This window comes from Nocardia sp. NPDC051929, assembly GCF_044548645.1.
Classification (GTDB): domain Bacteria; phylum Actinomycetota; class Actinomycetes; order Mycobacteriales; family Mycobacteriaceae; genus Nocardia; species Nocardia sichangensis.
On sequence record NZ_JBIUCG010000037.1, the window covers coordinates 13,721 to 34,177 of the forward strand.

The 20,457-nt window shown below is 65.8% G+C and carries 13 protein-coding genes and 3 pseudogenes; 5 read left to right on the forward strand and 11 right to left on the reverse strand.

The genetic code is table 11. The features are described from left to right. Positions 1-7: 7 nt before the first annotated feature. From ACIHAX_RS35625 to ACIHAX_RS35635, 3 genes are all read right to left on the reverse strand, one after another. Complete coding sequence (locus tag ACIHAX_RS35625; protein WP_397282026.1) at positions 8-1,342, reverse strand: transposase; 1,335 nt, start codon at positions 1,340-1,342, stop codon at positions 8-10. A gap of 173 nt (positions 1,343-1,515) precedes the next feature. Beyond that, positions 1,516-3,063 carry a DUF4158 domain-containing protein gene (locus ACIHAX_RS35630; RefSeq protein WP_397282028.1) on the reverse strand — a complete coding sequence of 516 codons (1,548 nt, stop codon included), beginning with the start codon at positions 3,061-3,063 and terminating at the stop codon, positions 1,516-1,518. 741 nt (positions 3,064-3,804) lie between these two features. Continuing rightward, entirely contained in the window at positions 3,805-4,011 is a 207-nt protein-coding gene (locus ACIHAX_RS35635; RefSeq protein ID WP_397282031.1) for a transposase, read from the reverse strand. Positions 4,012-5,135: 1,124 nt separating this feature from the next. Here ACIHAX_RS35635 and ACIHAX_RS35640 point away from each other — a divergent pair. Next, positions 5,136-7,091, forward strand: a complete 1,956-nt coding sequence (locus ACIHAX_RS35640; RefSeq protein ID WP_364438663.1) for an MFS transporter — start codon at positions 5,136-5,138, stop codon at positions 7,089-7,091. Positions 7,092-7,504: 413 nt separating this feature from the next. Here the strand turns inward: ACIHAX_RS35640 and ACIHAX_RS35645 are convergent, their stop codons facing one another. From ACIHAX_RS35645 to ACIHAX_RS35655, 3 genes are all read right to left on the reverse strand, one after another. Further along, positions 7,505-7,948, reverse strand: coding sequence for a transposase (locus ACIHAX_RS35645; protein ID WP_397282033.1), 444 nt, complete (start codon positions 7,946-7,948; stop codon positions 7,505-7,507). Between the two features lie 87 nt (positions 7,949-8,035). Continuing rightward, positions 8,036-8,290, reverse strand: coding sequence for a transposase (locus ACIHAX_RS35650; RefSeq protein WP_397282035.1), 255 nt, complete (start codon positions 8,288-8,290; stop codon positions 8,036-8,038). A 40-nt stretch (positions 8,291-8,330) separates the two neighbouring features. Then, complete coding sequence (locus tag ACIHAX_RS35655; RefSeq protein WP_397282055.1) at positions 8,331-8,588, reverse strand: transposase family protein; 258 nt, start codon at positions 8,586-8,588, stop codon at positions 8,331-8,333. 361 nt (positions 8,589-8,949) lie between these two features. Between ACIHAX_RS35655 and ACIHAX_RS35660 the strand changes: the two genes are divergently transcribed. After that, the gene (locus ACIHAX_RS35660; RefSeq protein ID WP_274753104.1) at positions 8,950-10,143 is read left to right on the forward strand and encodes an IS110 family transposase; all 1,194 of its coding nucleotides are present in this window, start codon (positions 8,950-8,952) and stop codon (positions 10,141-10,143) included. Between the two features lie 64 nt (positions 10,144-10,207). Here ACIHAX_RS35660 and ACIHAX_RS35665 read toward each other — a convergent pair. Then, positions 10,208-10,495 (reverse strand): annotated as a pseudogene (locus ACIHAX_RS35665) (ATP-binding protein); the annotation flags it as partial. 21 nt (positions 10,496-10,516) lie between these two features. Next, a pseudogene (locus tag ACIHAX_RS35670) lies at positions 10,517-11,254 on the reverse strand (IS701 family transposase); the annotation flags it as partial. Positions 11,255-11,344: 90 nt separating this feature from the next. Between ACIHAX_RS35670 and ACIHAX_RS35675 the strand changes: the two are divergent. Further along, entirely contained in the window at positions 11,345-11,944 is a 600-nt protein-coding gene (locus ACIHAX_RS35675; protein ID WP_397282057.1) for a helix-turn-helix domain-containing protein, read from the forward strand. Next, positions 11,902-12,495 carry an IS630 family transposase gene (locus tag ACIHAX_RS35680; RefSeq protein ID WP_397282059.1) on the forward strand — a complete coding sequence of 198 codons (594 nt, stop codon included), beginning with the start codon at positions 11,902-11,904 and terminating at the stop codon, positions 12,493-12,495. Before ACIHAX_RS35675 ends, ACIHAX_RS35680 begins: the two co-directional genes overlap by 43 nt. Before the next feature lie 142 nt (positions 12,496-12,637). On the opposite strand, the gene ACIHAX_RS35685 is transcribed toward ACIHAX_RS35680, so the two are convergent. Continuing rightward, the gene (locus tag ACIHAX_RS35685) at positions 12,638-13,828 is read right to left on the reverse strand and encodes an IS701 family transposase (protein WP_397282061.1); all 1,191 of its coding nucleotides are present in this window, start codon (positions 13,826-13,828) and stop codon (positions 12,638-12,640) included. Positions 13,829-13,945: 117 nt separating this feature from the next. On the opposite strand from ACIHAX_RS35685, the pseudogene ACIHAX_RS35690 reads away from it, so the two are divergent. Then, positions 13,946-14,047, forward strand: a pseudogene (locus tag ACIHAX_RS35690) (maturase); the annotation flags it as partial. Here the strand turns inward: ACIHAX_RS35690 and ACIHAX_RS35695 are convergent. Continuing rightward, positions 14,035-18,981 (reverse strand): beta-ketoacyl synthase N-terminal-like domain-containing protein, encoded by a 4,947-nt coding sequence (locus ACIHAX_RS35695; RefSeq protein ID WP_397282038.1) that lies wholly within the window; start codon positions 18,979-18,981, stop codon positions 14,035-14,037. The pseudogene ACIHAX_RS35690 and the gene ACIHAX_RS35695 sit on opposite strands and share 13 nt — an antisense overlap. 42 nt (positions 18,982-19,023) lie before the next feature. After that, entirely contained in the window at positions 19,024-20,166 is a 1,143-nt protein-coding gene (locus ACIHAX_RS35700) for a 3-oxoacyl-[acyl-carrier-protein] synthase III C-terminal domain-containing protein (RefSeq protein WP_364438642.1), read from the reverse strand. Positions 20,167-20,457: the final 291 nt, after the last annotated feature.

A 20,457-nucleotide genomic window follows, 5' to 3' on the forward strand; every position in this document is an offset into this window, starting at 1 on the left:
CGGCGTCCTATTCGTCGTCGGGGAGGTCGGGATCGCGTAGTGCCCGGCGGGCGGGTTCCGGTGGCTGGAAACTGTAGTGCCCGTGGACGTTGATGTGTTTGTGCCAGTACGGGTGCAGGCGGGCTATGTCCGTGTCGAGCACCGGATAGCCTTGTGCGCGTAGCTGATTCAACGCATCGTCGAGATAGCGCGTGTTCCACAGGGTGATGGCGTTGACGATAAGGCCCAGCGCGCCGAGTTGGTCTTCCATCCCGGCGTGGTAGGCCTCGCGCAGCTCGCCTTTGCGGCCGTGGAAGACGTGTTTGCCCAGGCCGTGGCGTTCTTCTTGCAGGTTGCGCATCCATTTGATGTCGCGCCGATACGGTTCGCGGTCGACGTAGGTGAGCACGTGCACGGTTTTGAAGATTCGCCCGAAGTGGGCCAGGGCGTCGCCGAGCTGGGTGGGGTTGCCGCCGTGCTGCAGCATCCGCATGACATCGGAGGCGCTGACCTGGCCGCTGTGCACCGAGGCGGCCACGCGCACGATGTCGGGCCAGTGGCGGGTGATCTTGGCCAGGTCGATCCTGCCGCGGGCGGCCCGGTCCAGGGGCCCGTAGTCCGCGGCCGGGTCGATGCGCCACAGTTTCTGGTCGGGCAGGTCGGCCAGCTCGGGGCGGTAGGCGACGCCCAGGAGTTTGAGCAGGCCGAAGACCATGTCGCTGTACGATCCGGTGTCGGAAATCAGCACTTGCGGGCGGAGTCCGCCGTCGCGGCGATACATCAGATCCACCGCGTACAGCGAGTCCCGGGGTGTTCCGGACAGGACCATCCCGGCCAGCCCGACACCCTGGTCGTTGATCATGTTGAGCAGGGTGCTGCCCTTGCGGCGGCCGAAGTATTTCGGGTTCGCGCGGGCGTCGATGCTGCGGACGGGCACCACGAACCGGGTGCCGTCCACCGCGGCGACCAGCCCGCCGCCCCACAACTGCGCGGTGCCGATCCCGGCTTGAGCGTCGATGAGCGCGGCGTTGGCCCCGGCATGGGTCTCGGCGCGCACATAGTTCTGGTAGACGTGCCCGATCCGGGACCTGGTCAACGCATCGACTCCCGGTGTGACGACCGGTCCCCAGCCGACGTTGAGGGCCTGCGCGGTCAGTACCGCGGCCAGGGTGAGGTCGAGGTTGTCACTGATCCGCGCCCCACCACCGATGTGGGTATAGGCGGTAGCGAACTGCGGGCACCAGCTCATCACCTCCAGGATCAGCTCGCCGATGTCGACCCTCGGCATCATCGCCTGAGTCCGTCGTCGCAGATCGATCAGGCTCGGCGGCTCCGGGATCGCTTCGAGCGCGCCTGCGTGCACCCGGGCCTGCGCATCGACGGTGACCGCACCGGCCGCCGCCCGCGCGGCCGTGTGCCGCCAGATCTCGTCCAGCTCGCGGCGGCTTCGTCGAGCAGTTCGCCGGGGTCGGCGGGTAGTTGCAGCGAATTCATCAGCGACTCGCGGCCGGCCTCCCATGCCGCACCCGAGAGCAGTTAAGCGCGCGGGTCGGCCCACCGCGACGACGCGGCGGCGAAGATATCGCGGCGGCGCAGCCGCTGATGGGACGCCTCCAGCACACAGAACACGTACGCAACCTTCTCGACGGTGCCGGGCGGGCGATCGCGGCGTAGCACCAGATTCCGCCAGCCCGGGCTCACCACCTCGAGGTCGACACTGCGAGCATCCAGGTAGCCGGCGGGTACCCGCTTGGTCGCGGGCTTGTCCAGCAGGTCGGGCAGAGCCCGCAATGCGGCCAGCACGGGCTCGGCGTCGGCGCTGGCCCCGAACTCGATCGTCTCCACGAACACCCGCAAGAATTTCCGCACGAACGGATAGCGGGTCATCAACGCCGTCCGCCACTCGCCGTCCGGGTCGGCATCCGGCGGCATGATCTCGTTGATGTTGGCCACCGATGCCCGCAGCTGTGCACGGGACACGACGTTGCCGATGTGGTCCCACAACACCGCGATCGTGACCTCATCGCCCCAGTCCTCGGCTTCCAGGAGCACCGCGACCGCGGCCGCCAGGCGTGCGGCGTCCTTGCTGATCCGCGGGTACCGCTCGAGTTTGTCGACGGCCGATCGGCGTTCGGCGCGCGCCAGCAACACGCTGGTCATGATCACATCGAACAGCTCCAGGGCGTCGTCGGTGGCTTTGCCCTCCAGATACACCGCCGTGGACAGCAGTGTCGCCAGCCGTTTCGAGTGCGGGCGGGTGTGCCGCAGATCGGTCGCGTTCGAGGTCATGCCGCGCCGCGCCAAATCCACTACCCGCCGCTGCGGAACCGCGGCCAAATCCACTGCGCCCACACCCATCCCGGCCACCTGCGCGATGCGCCGACAGGCCGCGACCAGGGCCTTGGCGGTGGGATCGGTCGGGCCGCGCCGCAACACCTCCAACGCCGAGACCCGCCGCCCGTCGGGCACCTCGATCAAATCCAGCAGCAACCCCGCCTGCCGGGCAGTCACCAACTCGGCCAGCGTGGTCCACAACCGCACATGCGTGGCCCGCACCACCCGGGCGACCAGCCTCTCGAGTTCACCCACCGCGGGCAGCAGCACCTGCCGGGCCCGAAGCCAGGCGACCACGCCATCGAAAATGGTCTTCGGCCCGGCACCGGTATTCCAGGCCCGGTCATCGATCCACCGGGTCAACTCCTCACCGACACTAGCGAAGTCACGCCAGCCCTGCGCCCGGCAGATCTCCCGCCGATGCTCCCACTTGGTATTGACGCGCTCCACATAGGATTTCACCACCGACGGGTCGGCGATCCCGAGCTGGCCGGCGAGTTCGTCAACCACCCCCGCGGGGACATCGAGGGGATCGTCGAGGAACGTGCCCAGGAAACGCACAGTAGTCAGTTGAAGCGCGAATCCCAGCCGACTGGCCTCACCACGCCGCTTCCCGATCAACACGCGGTCCTGGTCGTCCAGATAGAAGAACCGCTGCAGGTCCTCCGTTGAGGGCTCCCCGTCGAAGCAGCCGTACCCCGCGACCTGCCCCGCGGTCAGAAAACCCTTCTCATCCTCATTCTCGGACACCGACGGTCAACCTACGCAGAAAGCCCCAAGATCACCGCCGAACGGGTCACCGCCCCTTATCGCCAGTTTCCACAAGATCGTTGGTCGCAGGCCAGTCCGATTGGATTTGGACAGTCTGCGGTGGCAGTTGCGCGGCTGGTCGACCTCGGCGACCAGGTGGGCACTGCCGCATTGCCCTTTGGCGGCTTGGAAGCATTCCTCGATCGCCCACCTCCCACCGGCCACGGCAACGATCTGGCCGCGATCGATGGCGTCGGGGTGGAAACACACGTAGTAGGCGATATCCGCGGGATCGCCGGGCCAGCAGGATGCGCACGAAACCGGCCGGGATGTCGTCGAGGACCGGAAGGGCGGCCCAGGCGAAGTCGTATTCGCGTTCCCCTCGGACTCCAGGACCGACCGAGACACGATGCCATGCTTCGGCGGGGGGCGCGGCTGATCAGGATATCGACTCTGCGGCGACCATCGACGTCGGTGATGGTGTGCCTGACCGGGACTTCTACCACATAGGGCATCCGATTCGCCTGCAGGAACGCCCTGAATCTGCCGTCACGCCCGTAGGCGGAATCGGCGGTCACCCACCCGGCCATCACACCCGCGGCCAGCGCCCGACCGATCATCACCTCGGCTAACCATGGCTTGGTAAAAAGCCCTGACTCCAGCGACTTTCGGGCACACCGGCGTCAACACAACAGTCACGCTCTGCGGTCCACGACTCCAGCAGATACAACTCACGGTCGATCAACGCCCGGCCCCAGCGACCAGCATAGGCAAGGAACACACCCAGTCGACAGTTCTCGATCCGGCCGCAGTGCCCGAATACTGTCGCTGCACCCCGACCGAGCGCAGTCCCTCCTTCACGAAACCCGTCTCATCGACCACCAGCAACCCATCCGGCGAAGCCAGCGCCTCGCGCCATATAGGCGCGGACCCGATCACGCACCTCATCGACACTCCAACGCGCCCCGGTTCAGCAGATGCCGGCACCCGTCGGGAACCACCCCGCCGCCTCGGCCAGCTGCCAGGAGTTCTTCCGCTCCACCGGCGCCAGCAACCCCGTCACATACGCCTTCGCGCACCCTCGCGGCTCCGCCCGCCCGACCGCCCCCGCAACGCGGGCGAACACATCATCCAGACTCGACCGCCACACCGCACTATCCTGCGGCACAACACCATCCAGCACACAGCAAATCTGCAGATAACAACTACAACTGTCGTGCTAGACCGACGCTCCTATCCGCCCTCTTCACGGCACGCCCCTTCGATGATCTGTCGGCACGATAAGTCTCGATAAGTTAGATTGTCAATACGGGCCATCTTGACAAACTAGAGTGAGCGACAGCGCACCCGTTCGGCCAACGAGCAGGTAGCGAGGAACGATCGCCGACGGCGACCCGAGCCTTGAACGTGCTGCTCAAGGGGTCATCTACGCGATGCTGGAAGGCCGCGCTCCAGATAGCTGACGTTCGATGAAATTTGTTGACATGCGTCTACTGCGGACTTAGAGTCAGCCGCGTGCCTGTGACAGATTCCACTTCCAACGCGAGGCTGCTATTGAACTTCGCATCCTCGCTTGAAGATGCACATGCGATACGTCCGCAACTGCCGAACGACACCCGGCCACTGTTGTCCGTCACTGCGGGGCGTAGAGCATGGTGTGTTGGCGGTGGTCAGGCCGGCAGGGGGCCTGCGGCTACGCCAGACCGGGCATCACCGAAATCGATCGCTCCGGAATCATTTCCAGCAAGCATCCGGCCACGCGGCAATCATTTCCGCCGCTACCCACAGACCGCCCGCCGAGCGGCGGAATCGAACACTCCTCCGCGACTGTCGAATTCGCAACCCCGACCCCCGCCCACACGGGTCAACCACCAGTCCCGGTCACCGATACCGCCCATTTCAGTTGCGCAATTCAATCGGTCTTTTGATCCGAATAATGTGCGCTAAGTGATCCATTTCGCTACCGGGTTTCCACCCGGCTCACTCCCTTGTTTCCAGCCGGCAACTCGTCCTGACCCGCGGAGGGTTCAGGTTCCTTTACGAGATGCCGGGGCCAGAAAGGCATCTCGACCATGAGCTCGACCCAGACCGCAGCTTCGCCGACCCTGCTCACGGGGCTGTGGCAGCGCAAGCTACCGCACTATCCCGATACCCCCGCCCGCTCCTGGTATCTGGCCCTGGTGGTCATCACCTCGGTGGCCCTGTACTACCAGCTATTCGTCGCCGGAGCGGTGGGCAATGAGCTGATTGCCTACTTCCACCTATCCTTCCGGTACTTCGTCGGGATATTTATCGCGGGCGCCGCATTCGGCGCGGCCGCCTCGGTGCTCGCCGGCCTGCTCGACCGCTGGGGACGAGCCAATATCGTCGCCTATGGCGTGGTGATCTGCTCGCTGCTCACCTTGTTCGCCGTACCCGCGACCACGAGCAAGGAGGCCTACCTCGTCGTCTACTGCGTGGTGAGCATTGCCGAGGGCGCGGTGCTGGTGGCCACACCGGCATTGATTCGCGACTTCTCCCCGCAGTTGGGCCGGGCCTCGGCCATGGGCTTCTGGACCCTCGGACCGGTGCTCGGCGCGTTGATCACCACCGAAATCTCCACTCACACCCTCGGCGCCCATCCCGATTGGCAGTACCACTATCGGCTGTGCGGGGTGATCAGCATGGTCATCGCGGTATTCGCGGTGATCGGCTTGCGTGAACTGAGTCCGGCGCTGCGGGATCAGATCATGGTGTCGATGCGCGATCGCGCGCTGATCGAAGCGCGGGCGCACGGATTGGACGTCAGCACGCTCGAACACGGGCAATGGCGGCAGATGCTGCGTGTCAATATCGTCGGATCGGCGCTGGCGATCAGCATGTTTCTCGCCTACTTCTACACCATCGTGTCTTTCCTACCCGTTTATATGGCAACCATTTTCGGGTTCAGTTCGGCCAAGGCGAATGCCCTCGGAAATTGGTATTGGATCGCCAATGCGATCGCGCTCGTGCTGGCAGGCATCGTTTCGGACTACGTCAAGGTGCGCAAGCTGTTCATGATCGTCGGCGCACTCATCAGCATTGTCGGATTGTTCGTATTCCTCGGCTATACCGAGAAGCCCGACACCGGATACTACACGTTCGCGTTGTGGTTGAGCGTCATCGCGGTCGGTGTGGGCATCGCCTACGCCACCTGGATGGCCAGCTTCACCGAGACCGTGGAGAACCGGAATCCGGCCGCGACCGCGGTTGGTCTCGCGGTCTGGGGCGGCACGCTGCGCGGTGTCGTGACCATTGTGTTGTTCGGCTTGCTGATCGTAATCAATACCGCTGGCACACTGGTCAACTACGGTCCTCGACTCGCCGAAATCCAGCACAAGTACGGTCCACAGCTCGCGACCATTCAGACGGTCGGCACCGATACTCTCGCGGCGCTGCAGCAGAACCCCGATGATCAGGCCGCACAGGTCGCGGCGCTCAACAAGTTGACCGGTGCGTCGCCTGCCGAGATCCAGACGACCGTCGGCCTCAATACCCGCTATCCGCAGGAGCTGGCGACACTTCAGGCCATCGACCCGGCCACGTTGGCGACGCTGTCCACCAATCCGTCCGATGCCGCAGCGGGGCTTGCGGCGGTCGGCCAGGTCGCGGAGAAGTTCGGCATCCCGGTGGACCAGGCCATCGCACGCCTGCAAGCGACCCAGCAGCTCCCGGCCGCCGACCTCGCGGTCGCCGCCAAGGTGGGCCCCGAGCTCACGCAGGCGACGGCACAGCTGCAGTCGGTCGGCACCATCCCCGCCGATGACCAGGCCTATCTGGCCGCCCACGCCACCGAGGTGCTGCAGGCGGCCAAGGATTCGCCGGGACAGTGGAAGCGCTGGTGGTGGATCTGCCTGATCGCGCAGGTCGTATTCCTGCCGTTCGTGTTCCTGATGTCCGGACATTGGAGCCCGAAGAAAGCCGCTGCGGAGGCGAAGGCGCATGACGAGCGCGTCGAGCGCGAACTCGCCGCGATCAAGGAGAAACCGGAACCGGAGCCGGTCGGGTAGTGCGTCGTGCCTGGCGTTGCGACGGCATCGCCAGGCACGAACCGGTCACTTGGTGAGGTCGACCACCCATTCGTGGTTGTTCACGTCGACCTTGTCCTTGCCGTCGAAACCGGCGGGCGTAGCAACCTCACTGTTCGCATCGGTCAGCGTGGCACGCGCCATCTGGCTGGAAGCTGGATTGGGCAGCGCCTCACGGGGATTATGACGCTGCCTCTCTATTTGTCAAGTTGCAGAACACGGCTCGGCTGGGCTTCGGCGGCGTCTGGTGTCGTCGGCGATCATGATGCGCCAGATGGTGTTGGCGCATGGCCGCGCGTGGGGACGATCCGCCGGCAATCCTGCGGTCGTAGTATGCGCGGTGACTGCGCTCGCCGAAGTTGGCTCTGTCCCACTTTCGATGATTGGTCCGGTTGCTACGAGGTGGCCAAGACGCGGAGCTGGAGTAGGTCGAAGCGTGCTCGGCCGTACATGGCTCGTTTGCTCAGCTTGAGGCGGTTGACTTTTCCTTCGGTGGGGCCATTGCTGTAAGGAAGGGTCAGTCCGGCGACCACGGCATCCCAGTCACGGTGCAGTGTGGCCGCGAAGGAACTGATCTCCCGGATTCCGCTGGCCTGTGCGCGCTGGGTCCAAGCCGCGAGCTCCGCTCCTCGCAGTTGCCGTAGCAGCATCGCGAATTCGGGGGCCAGGCCAGCGGTGGTGGCGATCTCGTCGCAGCGATCGATGATCGTGAGACTCGCGCGGCGCACACCGGAACTCAGCAGACCCTCGACCTCAGTGCGCGCGTAGCGTCGGACGGTCTTGCGGTCCAGATGCAACTCCCGCGCGATCGCGCTAATCGTCCAACCCTGACCCAGCATCTGTTGGATTCGTGGGTGTTGCCGGGTGATCCGCTGCGCTAACGGGCCATCCGGTGGGGCCGGCCGCGGGATCGGTGGTGCCGGAATCTAATCCGGGTCACGCTCATTCAGGCAGGAACGCTTGCGCGCGAGCACACGCTCCACAGCACTGGTCAGGTTCGCCATAAGATGCCACCTGTCCGCGACTTGCACTGCATCAGGGGCTCCGCGGCGAGCGCCGTCGGCGAAGTAGCCGGCGCGATCACGGCAGATCACTTCGATCCCCAGATGCTCGCGCAGCCAGGCAGCCAACGCATCGGAGCTGGCTTCGGGCAACAGGCCCACCGGACGGCGGGTGGCCATAGGGCCAGGCTGCGACGCCCATAACGCACAGTCAACCCGTTCACCTGCTCGGCAAAGATCCGCCGCTCACACTCATCGTTGCCGCAGAACAGCCGCCGCACCGCCAGCCTGAGCACACTTCCCGGCCCGCGACCGCGACATCGGCGATCTCACGGGAATACCGGCTATGAACCCGCGACGAGACCACCCCACACCCCGGACACGATTGCGGGACCTCCCTGGTCACCGCATCGAACCGAATAATCGCCCCAACCCGGCTCACACCCACCACACGCACACCTGACCGATCCGGGAACATCCACTGCCACAACACCTCTGCTGCATCATCAGCGACCACACCCGGCAGTTCTACCGGAATCCCCAGCACCCCAACACAATCGACACCCGCCCATCATCGAAAGTGGGACAGAGCCCCGAATCCCCGTTACCTTTTTCGTGGGTACCGAGATCGGGCCCACGGTCGCCAAGCTCGGTATGACTTCTTGCCCCTGTCTTTCTCATGATCCGGGGGGGTGGTGTCGCCGGGCTCTGGTGGCGTCGACGGACCGCTGATGGGGACAGGGCCGAGGGTAGGTCTCTTCGTAACGTGGGTGCCGGGCGTTGACGCCAGATCGGCGGCCGTCCGACCGAGCGTTTCGATGCGATGAGGACCGAGCAAGGTGACACACCCCTATGCCGTGTTCTGCGGCGTTGACGTGGGAAAAGGCGAACACCACGCGGTCGGGCTCGACCCGAACGGGAAACGGTTGTTCGACAAGGCATTGCCCAATGACGAGTCGCGGTTGCGGGCGGTGTTCGACAAGCTCGCCGCTCACGGCCGGTTGTTGATCGTGGTCGATCAACCCAACACGATCGGCGCCCTGCCGGTGACCGTCGCCCGCGCCTGCGGCCACGATGTCGCCTATCTGCCCGGGCTGGCAATGCGCCGCATCGCCGACCTTTACCCAGGTCAGGCCAAGACCGATGCCCGCGACGCCCACATCATCGCCGACGCCGCCCGCACCATGCCGCACACGCTGCGCCGCGTCGATATCGGTGACGAGACCCTCACCGAACTCGGTGTTCTGGCTGGCTTCGACGACGACCTCGCCGGTGAAGCGACCCGCACCAGCAACCGCATCCGCGGCCTGCTTACCGGCATCCACCCCGCTCTCGAACGCGTCCTCGGACCCCGCATCGCCCATCCAGCGGTGCTGGAGATTCTGTCGCGGTGCGGCGGTCCGGAAGGAATCCGGGCCGCTGGTCGGCGCAAACTCACCGCCATCGCCACCAAACACGCCCCACGCATGGGCGCGCGGCTCGTCGATGAAATCCTGGCCGCGTTGCCCGCGCAAACCGTCACCGTTCCCGGCACCAAAGCCGCTGAAACAGTGCTCCCGAAACTGGCAGATTCGTTGAAAGTAGTTCTGCTGCAACGCAAGCAGATTGCCGAGGACATCGAGGAGATGTTCGCCGACCACCCTCTTGCCGAGGTCCTGACTTCGATGCCCGGCATCGGAGTCAGGACCGGCACCCGCATCCTGCTCGAAGTCGGTGACGCCACGGCGTTCGCCTCGGCCGGCCACCTCGCCTCCTACGCCGGCATCGCCCCGATCACCCACCGCTCCGGCAGCTCCATCCGCGGTGAACACCCCGCCCGCTCCGGCAACCACAAACTCAAACGAGCGCTGTTCCTGTCCGCATTCGCCGCCCTGCACGACCCGGCCAGCCGCGCCTACTACGACAAAAAGAGAGCCGAGGGCAAGAAACACAACGCCGCCCTCATCTGCCTGGCGCGACGACGCTGCGACGTCCTGTTCGCCATGCTCCGCAACAAACAGCCCTACCGGACCCCCGCAACCTCAGCAGCTTGACGAACACGATAGGGACACCCCCCAACCGGGCTGATCGAAATGTCCCACCCGTGAGCGGTGCTGATTATAGGGGCTGCCGGTTGCCCGTCGTGGCCCGGCGGAAGTGGTCCGCGGTCGCCTGGTGGTCGCGCAGGCGGTAGGAGTCCCCGTCGAGGTTGATCACCATCGACCGGTGTAGCAACCGGCCCAGCACCGCGGCCGCGGCGGTGTTGTCGCCGAGGATCTCGCCTTCGGATCCGACGCCGCGGTTGGTGGTGATCACGATCGAGGTCTTCAAATAGCGTTGCGACACGGCCTGAAACAACGCTGACGCCGCCTCGGCCGGCAACGGCAGGTAGCCGAGTGCGTCGATCTATGCCGACGTCGACATAGGGGCCGGGAGCGCGGCGACGAGCTCCTCAGCGCGGGCCTGGCCGAAACCGGTAGTGATCAGGGTGTCGTTGCGGCGCGTGGCCAGGACGTGGGCGATGTCGTGTTGTTCGAGCCAAACCCGCAGGTATTTGACCTGTCCGTAGGCTTCGTCCGCGGTGAACCAGCGAAACGGCATCTTCGCGGCCAGTGCCCGTTCCAGCATGGCCATCGCCAGCCGTGGCTTGGTCGCGAACCCGACCTCCTCGGGGATACCGGCGGCCCGGCAGCGGTCGCGGTCGTCGGTCCACGACTCCGGTAGATACAACTCCCGGTCCACCAGGGCGTGGCCGTGGCTGGAGGCATATGCGAGGAATACTCCGATCTGGCAGTTCTCGGTGCGTCCGGCCGTGCCGGAGTACTGGCGTTGCACCCCGGCCGAGCGCAGGCCCTTCTTCAGGAACCCGGTGTCATCGGCGATCAGCACCGCATCCCGGTCCCCGAGCCGCTCGGCCACATACGAGCGCACGTCGTCGCGGACTCCGTCGATGTCCCAATCCGCCCACCGCAGCAACCGCTGCATCCCGTCCGGGCTCACCTCACCGGCCCGCTCGGCCAGCGTCCACCCGTTCTTACGCTCGAGCCCCGCGACCAGCCCGGTCACGTACTCCCGGGCCCGGCCCCGCGGCTCCGACCGCGTGAACCGCCCACCGATCCTCTCGCGCAACGAATCCAACTCCGCTGCAACAACATCCACCACCACACCAGCAAGCTACCGAACCGACTGCCGTTGCAGTATTAGTGCTGCGTTCCTCAAAGATCATGTATCTTGTTGCTGATCTTGGTGGTTCGGGTGTGGTTGAGGTGGGTCCTGCCGAAGGTATTGGTTGCGCGTCCGGCACGGGATGCGCTGGAGGAGCGAAAGATTCGCAAGGTCGCGGGTGCTCGTCATGCGCCTGGGGATTGGATTCGGCGGGCGCGGATGATCACGGCGAGTTGGGATGGGAAGTCCACCGCGCAGATCGCGGGCGAGCTCGGCTGTCATCCGCAGACGGTGCGAGAAAGGCTGCACCGGTTCAACACTCACGGCCTCGATGGGCTCGGTGATCGTCGAGGAGCAGGACGTAGACCTCGGTTGACCGAAACAGAGCGCAGCCGCATCGTGGCCTTGGTCGCGACGACGCCGCCGGGGCGTTTGACCCGCCACCCCGACGGTGCTCTGGAAGCCGAGCGGGACGGAGCGCCGTCGAGCTGGACCCTTGATTCGCTCACTGCGGCACTACGCGACGAGGGGATAGTCGTCGGCCGTAGTCAAGTGCGCAGAATCCTTGTGGCAGAGGGGGTTCGCTGGCGTCGGCCGCGGTCATGGACGACTAGCAAGGATCCGTACTTCGTCCCAAAAGGACCCACATCGTCGGTCTCTACACGCAGCCACCAGAAGGCGCCACGGTAGTCTGCGCCGACGAGTTGGGCCCGGTCTCGCCCCGCACCTTCGTACCCCCACCCGGGTGGTCGGTCGGCGGGCGCCGGATCAAGGCGCTGTTGGAATATTCGCGAGGCCCCGACAGGGTCTGGGTCTACGGATCGATCCGCGTCCGCGACGGCCAGGCGGTCACGCTCACCGCCGGCTCACGCAACAGCGTCAACTATCAGCGATTCCTCGAGCTGATCGAGCAGGCCAACCCGGTCGGCGATATCTACGTGATCACCGACAACCTGTCCAGTCACAACAGCAAATCCACTCGCGAATGGCTCGCCGACCATCCACGGATCAACCACGCGTTCATCCCCGTCGGGGCGTGCTGGCTCAACCTGCAAGAGCCGTGGTGGCGGATCTTCCGCCGCGAAGCCCTCGCAGGTCAGACCTTCGCCGACCACACCGAGATCGACCAGGCCACCCGCCAAGCCACCGCCGCCCTCAACGCCCGCGCACGACCATGGGTCTGGGGCCGACCAGCCCCGAAACCAAGGACCCTACGCCGCCGTTTTATCTACCACCTTTGAGGAACGCAGCATTAGTACTCCAGCTGCACTTCGTGATGTAATCGGTGTCGTCGCTGGTAGTGGGCATTCTTCGCCCGGTATTGATGGCGTCGGCGCCAGGTCGACCATCGCTGTATGGCGGCGAGGGCTGGGCGGTGGGTGATCAGGTGTGCCAGAAGACGTCGGATTTTTCCGAGGGTGAGCGGGATGAGGCCGCTGCCAATGCTTTTGGGGCGATAGCGGCTGTGACGGCGAGGTAGGTGTGGGCGAGCATGGCCAGGGTGATGTGCCGGTACCAGGCGTCGTAGTGGCGGACCTGGTAGTGGTCGAGCCCGACCTCGGTTTTCGCGGTCTGGAAGCAGTCCTCTACGGCCCACCGTGATCCGGCGACGCGGATCAGTTCCTCGTCGGTGGTGCCCGTGGGTGCACAGCACAGGTAGTAGGCGGTCTCCAGTTCGCCCTTGTTGTTCGGGGTCAGGGCTCGACGGGCCAGCAGCCAACGGCTCCAGCCCGCGGCGGTGGTCCACTCGTAGACCGGCAGAGAGGCCACCGCCCAGTCGAACATCCGTGGTCCTTTCGCTCCGGCACCGCAGCTACGGCGTTTCCACGCTTGCGAGGGCGCTTGCTCGACCAGGTGATCGGCGCGTGTGCAGCCCGCGGTGACCGGGATGGTCTGACTACGCGGGACAGCCACGACATACCCGATCCGGCGTTCGTCGAGCCAGGCCCGGAACTTGCCATCGCCGCCGTAGGCCTCGTCAGCGGTAACCCACCGGGCCGGCACTCCCGCATCCAGAGCTCTGGCCAGCATGTTCTTCGCCAGCGTCGCCTTGGTCGCGAATACGACGTCATCGGGCACGCTCGCCTCCCGGCACCGCTGCCGATCCTCGGTCCACGACTTGGGCAGATACAACTCCCGATCGATCAGCGTGCGCCCCCTGCTGCCGGTATAAGCGCAGAACACGCCCAGCTGACAATTCTCGATCCGAGCCGCTGTCCCGGAGTATTGCCGTTGCACCCCAGCAGATTTGGTTCCCTTCTTCAAGAAACCGGTCTCGTCCACAACCAGCACCCCGTCCGGGTCCCCAAGGTGCTCGATGGCGTAACCGCGCACGTCATCACGCACCCCATCCGCATCCCACGCCGCCGCATGCAGCAGCCGCTGCATCCCATCCGGCGTGCGCTCACCAGCAGCTTCCGCCAGCGTCCACCCGTTCTTCCCCGCCAGCGGAGCCAGCAACCCCCGCACATACAACCGAGCCCGCAACCGCGGCTCCGCCCGCAAAAACCGGCCCGCGACCCGCCCGAACAACTCATCCAACCCAGCCACCCACGCAGCCAGATCCTCATCCACCGACACGCCGAAACAGGCTACCCCACAACACATCACGAAGTGCAGCTGGAGTACTAAGCGGGCTCCGGGCTTTTAGAAACGGAGCGGATCGGAGGACCGGCACCGTGCTCCGTCTCGACCCTACTCGAACCGGTCTCCTACGGGTTCCGCCCGAAGCGGCATGCCCGGGACGCGATCGCCGATATCCACTACTACGGCACCCGCGGCTACCGCTGGGTGTCCGGCGGTGCGAGCAGTTCGTGGAGCAACCGCTGCGCAAGTACGGCGGGAGTATCGGTTTCGAGCTCGGTGAGGGGCGGCAACTCGACGCCGGTCACCTTGCTCAGGTTGTCGTGCAGTGCGATTGCGGTGAGGGAGTCCAAGCCGATATCCAGGAAGCTGTGATCGGCCGCCACGGCGTTGGGGTCGTGGTATCCGAGCAGACCGGCAGCTCGGGTCACAACCAGGTCCTCGACAAGTTGCGCCTGCTCCGCGGTGCCGAGCCGCGCGAAATGCTCGCGGAACGCGGTGGACGCCGCGACGAGTGCGGTCTCGTCGGCGGACGCGATATCGGCCCACTGTGGTCGCGACTCGTCGAGTTGCCCGGCGACCGCGAGCTGTACGGCCCGGTCATGCCAGTATCGACGGTGCTCGAACGGATAAGTCGGCAGGTCGATCTGTCGTGCTCCGGCACCGTCGAAGAACTTCGTCCAGTCGACGGGCAGCCCGCGGACATATCCGCGGGCCAACGAGCCCGTGAACTGGTCGAAACCGCCCTGGCTGCGGCGGATCGTCCCGATGGCCAGCGCCGCATCCGAGACCGTCGCTGCGATGGCGGCGGTGAGCGCTGGATGGGGTCCGGCTTCGACGAAGTAGCTGGAGCCCGCCGCGGCGAGAGCTTCGACGGTCGCGGCGAACTGCACGGGCTGCCGCAGGTTGTCGTACCAATAGCTGGCGTCGGCTTCGGGGCCGTCCATCGGCTTTCCGGTGACCGTGGAGTACCAGTTGATCTGCGCGGGCTTGGGGGTGAGTCCGGACAGGTCTACCAATAGTCGTTCGCGGATGGGTTCCACATGTGCCGAATGCGAGGCAAATCCGATCCGGACAAGATGAGCGGGCACTCGCGCATCGCGGTATTGCGTCATCAACGCTGTGATGGAGTCGGCGTCTCCGGACAAAACGGTGGTCCGCGGACTGTTGTAGCCTGCGATGCTCACGTCGTCGATTCCGCGGATCCGTTGCGACACTTCCGCAGCGGGTGACTCTACCGACAGCATCCGGCCGTCGAGATCGGCGCACAGCGCGGCGCGACAGACGATGACGCGGGCGGCATCGCGCAGCGAAAGCACGCCCGCGACGTGCGCGGCGGCGATCTCGCCGAAGGAATGTCCGACCACCGCGTCGGGGACGACGCCGTATTCCTGCCACAGCCGGGCCAGCGACACCGTCACCGCGAACAGCACCGGCTGGACCACTTCCGGTCGGCGCAGGGCCGATTCGTCGGCTGCGGCAGCCGACACCGACCAATCGACGAATTCGCCCAAGGCCGACTCGCACTCGGCCATCGAGGCCGCGAAGACCGGCGACGAATCGAGCAGCGCCGACGCCATACCGGCCCACTGCGCACCGTGTCCGGGAAACACGAACACGGTCCTCCCCCGCAGGTCGGCGCGGCCGGTCACCGCATAGCCCGACGTTCCCGCCGCCAGCGCCGCCAGGTCCGCACGGTGGTCGGCTCTGAACACGACCGCCCGGTGCTCCAGCTGTGCGCGAGTGCCGGCCAGTGAATAACCGACGTCGGCGGGGGCGGTGCCACCGTCGAGTATCGAGACGAGTCGCCCCGCTTGCTGCGCTAGAGCCGTGGTCGTCTTGGCCGAGAAGGCCAGCGGTGTCACGAGCGGCGAGCAGGCTGCGGGACGCGCGACCGCTGAGCGCTTGCCGAAGACAAGCGCCGCGCTCCTTGGGGGGGTGGCTTCGGCAGCTTCGTCGTGCGGCGGGGCCTGTTCGAGGATGACGTGGGCATTGGTGCCACTGATCCCGAATGCGGAGACTCCCGCGCGCCGAGGCCGTGGGTGTTGCGGCCACGGTGTGGCGTCGGTGGCAAGGCGAACAGTGTCCGAGGTCCAGTCCACATACGGGGAGGGCTCGTCCACGTGCAGAGTCCGGGGGACCAATCCATGCTCTATGGCCAGCAGCGTCTTGATGGTCCCGAGAACGCCTGCGGCGGCCTGGGTGTGGCCGATGTTGGACTTGACCGAGCCGAGCAGGAGCGGCACGGCGCGGTCGCGTCCGTAGGTGGCCAGAAGTGCATTCGCCTCGATCGGATCGCCGAGTCTAGTCCCGGTACCATGGGCCTCGACGGCATCGACGTCGGACGGCGTCAGCCCGGCGTCGGCCAGCGCCCGTTGGATGAGCCGTTGTTGGGCCAGGCCGTTGGGCGCGGTCAGTCCGTTGGACGTGCCGTCGGAGTTGATGGCCGTCCCGCGGATCACTCCAACGATGCGACGGCCTGCCCGGCGCGCGTCGGACAGCCGCTCGAGCACCAGAACCCCCACGCCTTCGCCCCAGCCGGTCCCGTCGGCAGCGGCCGCGAAGGGCTTGCACCGGCCGTCGGCCGCGAGTCCGTTCTGCCGGGCGAATTCGGCGAAGGTCACCGGTGTGGACAGGACCGTCGCACCGCCAACGATCGCCAGTGAGCACTCCCCGTACCGCAGCGTCCGAACGGCGAGGTGGAGGGCCACCAGCGACGACGAGCACGCCGTGTCAACGGTGATGGCAGGACCGTGCAGCCCGAGCACGTAGGAGATCCGCCCGGACGCGACGCCTGCGGCGTTGCCGGTCATGGCGGAGGCGTCGCCGGCGGAGACGGCCTGGTAGGTGCGCGGGACGTAATCGGAGGCCATGACACCGACGAACACACCGGTTTCGCTGTCGCGCAACGACATCGGGTCTATCCTGGCGTGTTCCAATGCTTCCCAGGTGGTTTCCAGCAGCAGCCGCTGTTGGGGGTCCATGGCGACCGCTTCCCGCGGCGAGATGCCGAAGAAGGCCGGATCGAACGAAGCGGCGTCGAGGAAGCCGCCGCGCCGCGCGTAACCAGCCTTGGGGTCGACCGCCCAACCTCGGTCGGAGGGGAAGTCGCCGATCGTGTCACGGCCAGCCACGAGCAGCTCCCAGAACTCGTCGGGGGACCCGATGTCCCCAGGCAACCGGCATCCCATACCGACGACGACCACCGGGTCGTCATCAGTGTGTCGCAGCCGGACCGGCGCGGTCGGCTCCGGCTCATCTGCGGTGTCGCCCGCGACGACGCGCTCGTCGATGTCGCGGGCGACCGAATTCGGGGTAGGCAGATCGTAGGCGATGGTCGTCGGCAGGTCGAGGCCGGTGGCCTCGACCAAGGCGGCACGCAGTCGCACTGCCGTTGCCGATGTCAGGCCATAGTCGGTGAATACTTGGTCCGGCTCGATCGGCTCGGCCGCGTCGAGCAGGCCGCGAACGGTTTCGCGCACCAAATCCAGCGAACGCTGTAGGCGCCGTGCCTGCGGCAACAGTCGAAGCTCTTGGACCCATGCCGATTCCGCGCGCGAACCGCGGCTGGAATATCCCCCGTCGCGCAGCGGAACCCCACCAAGCATCGCGACGAGCCTGCTGCGGGCGATCTTCCCGGATGGTGTGCACGGCATCTCGTCGAGCACGACCAACTCAAGCGGGACCTTGTGATCCGCCACACCTTTTGCGGCAAGATGTTCGGTTGCGTCCCGCAAGGTGACCACACTGCCGGGCCGAAGGGTGACGACCAGGCACGGATACTCGCCGAGTCGATCGTCGGGGCGCCCGACGACGGCGACTCGGTCCAGGCCCGGTATGTCGTCCAGCAGCGTCTCGACCTCCACGGCGCTGAATTTCACGCCGCCGACATTGATCACCTCCGCGTCGCGGCCGTGGAAGGTGACCATGCCGCCGTTGTCGACACTAGCCCGGTCGCCGGTCCGCAGCCAGCCGTCCGCCGTGAACGTGTCGCGGGCGAGCTGCGGATCCTCGAAATACTCCGTGAAACGGAAGGGGCTGCGGAATTGTAGCTGGCCGGGTTCGCCGGGACGGCAGGGGCGACCGTCGTCTGCGACCACCTGCACCTCGGCACCGGAAATCGGTCGCCCGACAGTGCCCATGGCCCGCTCTGGAGGATCCTCCGGCCGTGTGAAGAGGCCCGCACCCACTTCGGACATGCCCCATTGCACGATCACCCTGGCACCCATCTTCGCTTCGACGTTCGCCACCAGCGTGGCGGGAACGGCAGCGCCGCTGGCTCGTATCTCCCGCAGCCGAATACCGTCGAGGTCGGGCCGCGACACCACATCGCGGATTTGAGCAGGCACCGCGAACAGCACCGTCGCCTCCGACGACCGTGCCAGTCGAAGGAATTCTGCGACGTCCCAGCCTGCGAGCAACGCCTGACGGCCACGGGTCACCACGCTGAGGTGTACCGACAGCAGGCCGAACAGATGCGTGAAGGGACTTGCGCTCACGATCGCGTCGTCGCCGTTGGCCCGGGCGTCCGCGGCGACAGCGATCGCATTCGACATCAGGCTGCGGTGGGTGTGCACACAGATCTTCGGGCGCAGCGAGGTCGTGCCCGACGACGGGACGAGGACGAACGGGTCGTCCGGGTCCACCCGCTCCGGCGATGGAGCCGTTCCGGCCCAACGCCGTACCAGGTCGGCCACCGACCACACCCCGTCGGCCGCATCATCGATACCCCCCGTCTGGGCGAGGTTACCGACCACAAGTATCCGCTTCAGAGCTGGCGTGTGTGGGAGAATCTTCCGCACGGAATCGTGGCCGCGTTCGGCCGAGAGAACCACCGTGCCCGCGCGGGTGCGGGCCAGCATCGAGCGCAGTTCGTGCGGCCCGAGGCCGGTGTGCAATGGGAGCATCACCGCACCGATTGCGGCGACGGCGATGTGAACGGTCAGGAACTCCCAACAGTTGGGCAGATGCACCGCCACGAGATCGCCCTTGCCGATTCCGAGTTCCTGCAGTGCGCGAGCAAGCGCGGCGGACTCGGCGCGCCACTGCTCCCAAGACCGGTGATCGCCATCGGCGAATATCGCGGGCTCCGCGGTGCAGGCGTCTGCGGCGGCAGTGAACAGGGCAGGAAGTGTCGGATGCATGAGGTGTCCTCCCGATGGTCGTCAGCTATGGGGGTCGATCGACTATGAAGTCGGGGACCATCCGCCTTCGGGGACGTTCATCGTGAATGCGCCTGCGCCGAAACTTAACCCGAACGCCATGATCAGCCCCTGTCCCGGTGCGCGCCGGACCGGCTCGGCCAGCATCAGCGGGACCGAGCACCCGAGGGTGTTGCCGTGGTCGCGCAGTACCCGATAGGACGAGGCGACCTTGTCGCTCCGCGGGTCGACCCCGAACTCCCGGCACAGTGTGTTGAGGATTCGGACACTGCCGGTGTGCATCAACAGTGTCGAGGCGTCCGCAGGAGTGGTCAGGTGGCAGGATTGATCCTTGAGCGTCATGCGCACAGTCTCCTTGGCGTAGAAGCCCCCGCGCGGCGTCACCAGATTGCTTAGCGTGTACATCCGACGCGCTCCCCGCTGTATCGGGTTGTCCGAACCACCGTCGGGAACGGTGCCGAGTTCGGCATCTGCTGGTTGTTCGTTGGTCAGACTCGCCACCGGCCCGAACGAGGGTCCGTTCCCCTCGGCCCCGAGTACCATCGCGACGGCCGCATCGGCGAAGAGGAAGCCGTGCAGCGCATCGACACATTCCTGGCGCTCGTCGACAGCGAGTTCTTCGAAGTGCCGATGGAAGCCGGTAATCGGCGGGGTCAGCGGAGTGACCGCCTCGGCGAAGCAGACCAGGACCAGCTTGTCCGGGTTGCACGCCAGATACCACCGGGCCGGGTCGACGGCCTTGGACAGCGCCGAACAGCCCATGTATTCGATGCTGAGATTCTGTGTGGTCCTCGACAGTTCGGGCATACGTACGAACATGTCGCACACCAGACTCGGCATGAGCCTGCCCGGCGTGCTCGTCAACCCGAGCACCAACCCGATCTTCTCCACCGGGATATCGGCCTTGGCGATGCACTTGCGGGCGGCCCTGACGGCGAGATCGGCTACAGCGATGCCGAGTTCGGGCTCGGCGTCGCCGAAGAGCACGTCGGGATAATTGGCCAGGATCGAGTGACGCTTATCGATCCCGAGGCTGCGCGCCATCTCCTCAAGTCGGTCCGACAAGTGTCCCTGGCCCGCCTCCAGCAGTTCCTCGGTAGAATGCTCCCAACGGGGAAGCTCTGTGGCAATTCCGAGCAGGCGGGGCTCGGGCGCGGTGTGGGACATGCTGCGATACCTATTCTGTTATTAGAAACTTCTTGGAGAGTGTGGTTTTCGACAGTCGCGTATACGCACCGATAATTCGGAATCGTTGTGGGGCAACAATAAACGACATCCGTTTTTCGATAGTCGATGGCCTAGGCGACCACGCACTTGGAATTAATCCATCGTCGTCCTGAATAGTGTCAAATCAGCGGTGCTACTGCACCTGGCACCGAACCTTCATTCGGCCACAAGGTCTGGCCCGACAATGAGCCAGACTCACCGTGATGATGACTGAAGATACAGTCGTCTGCA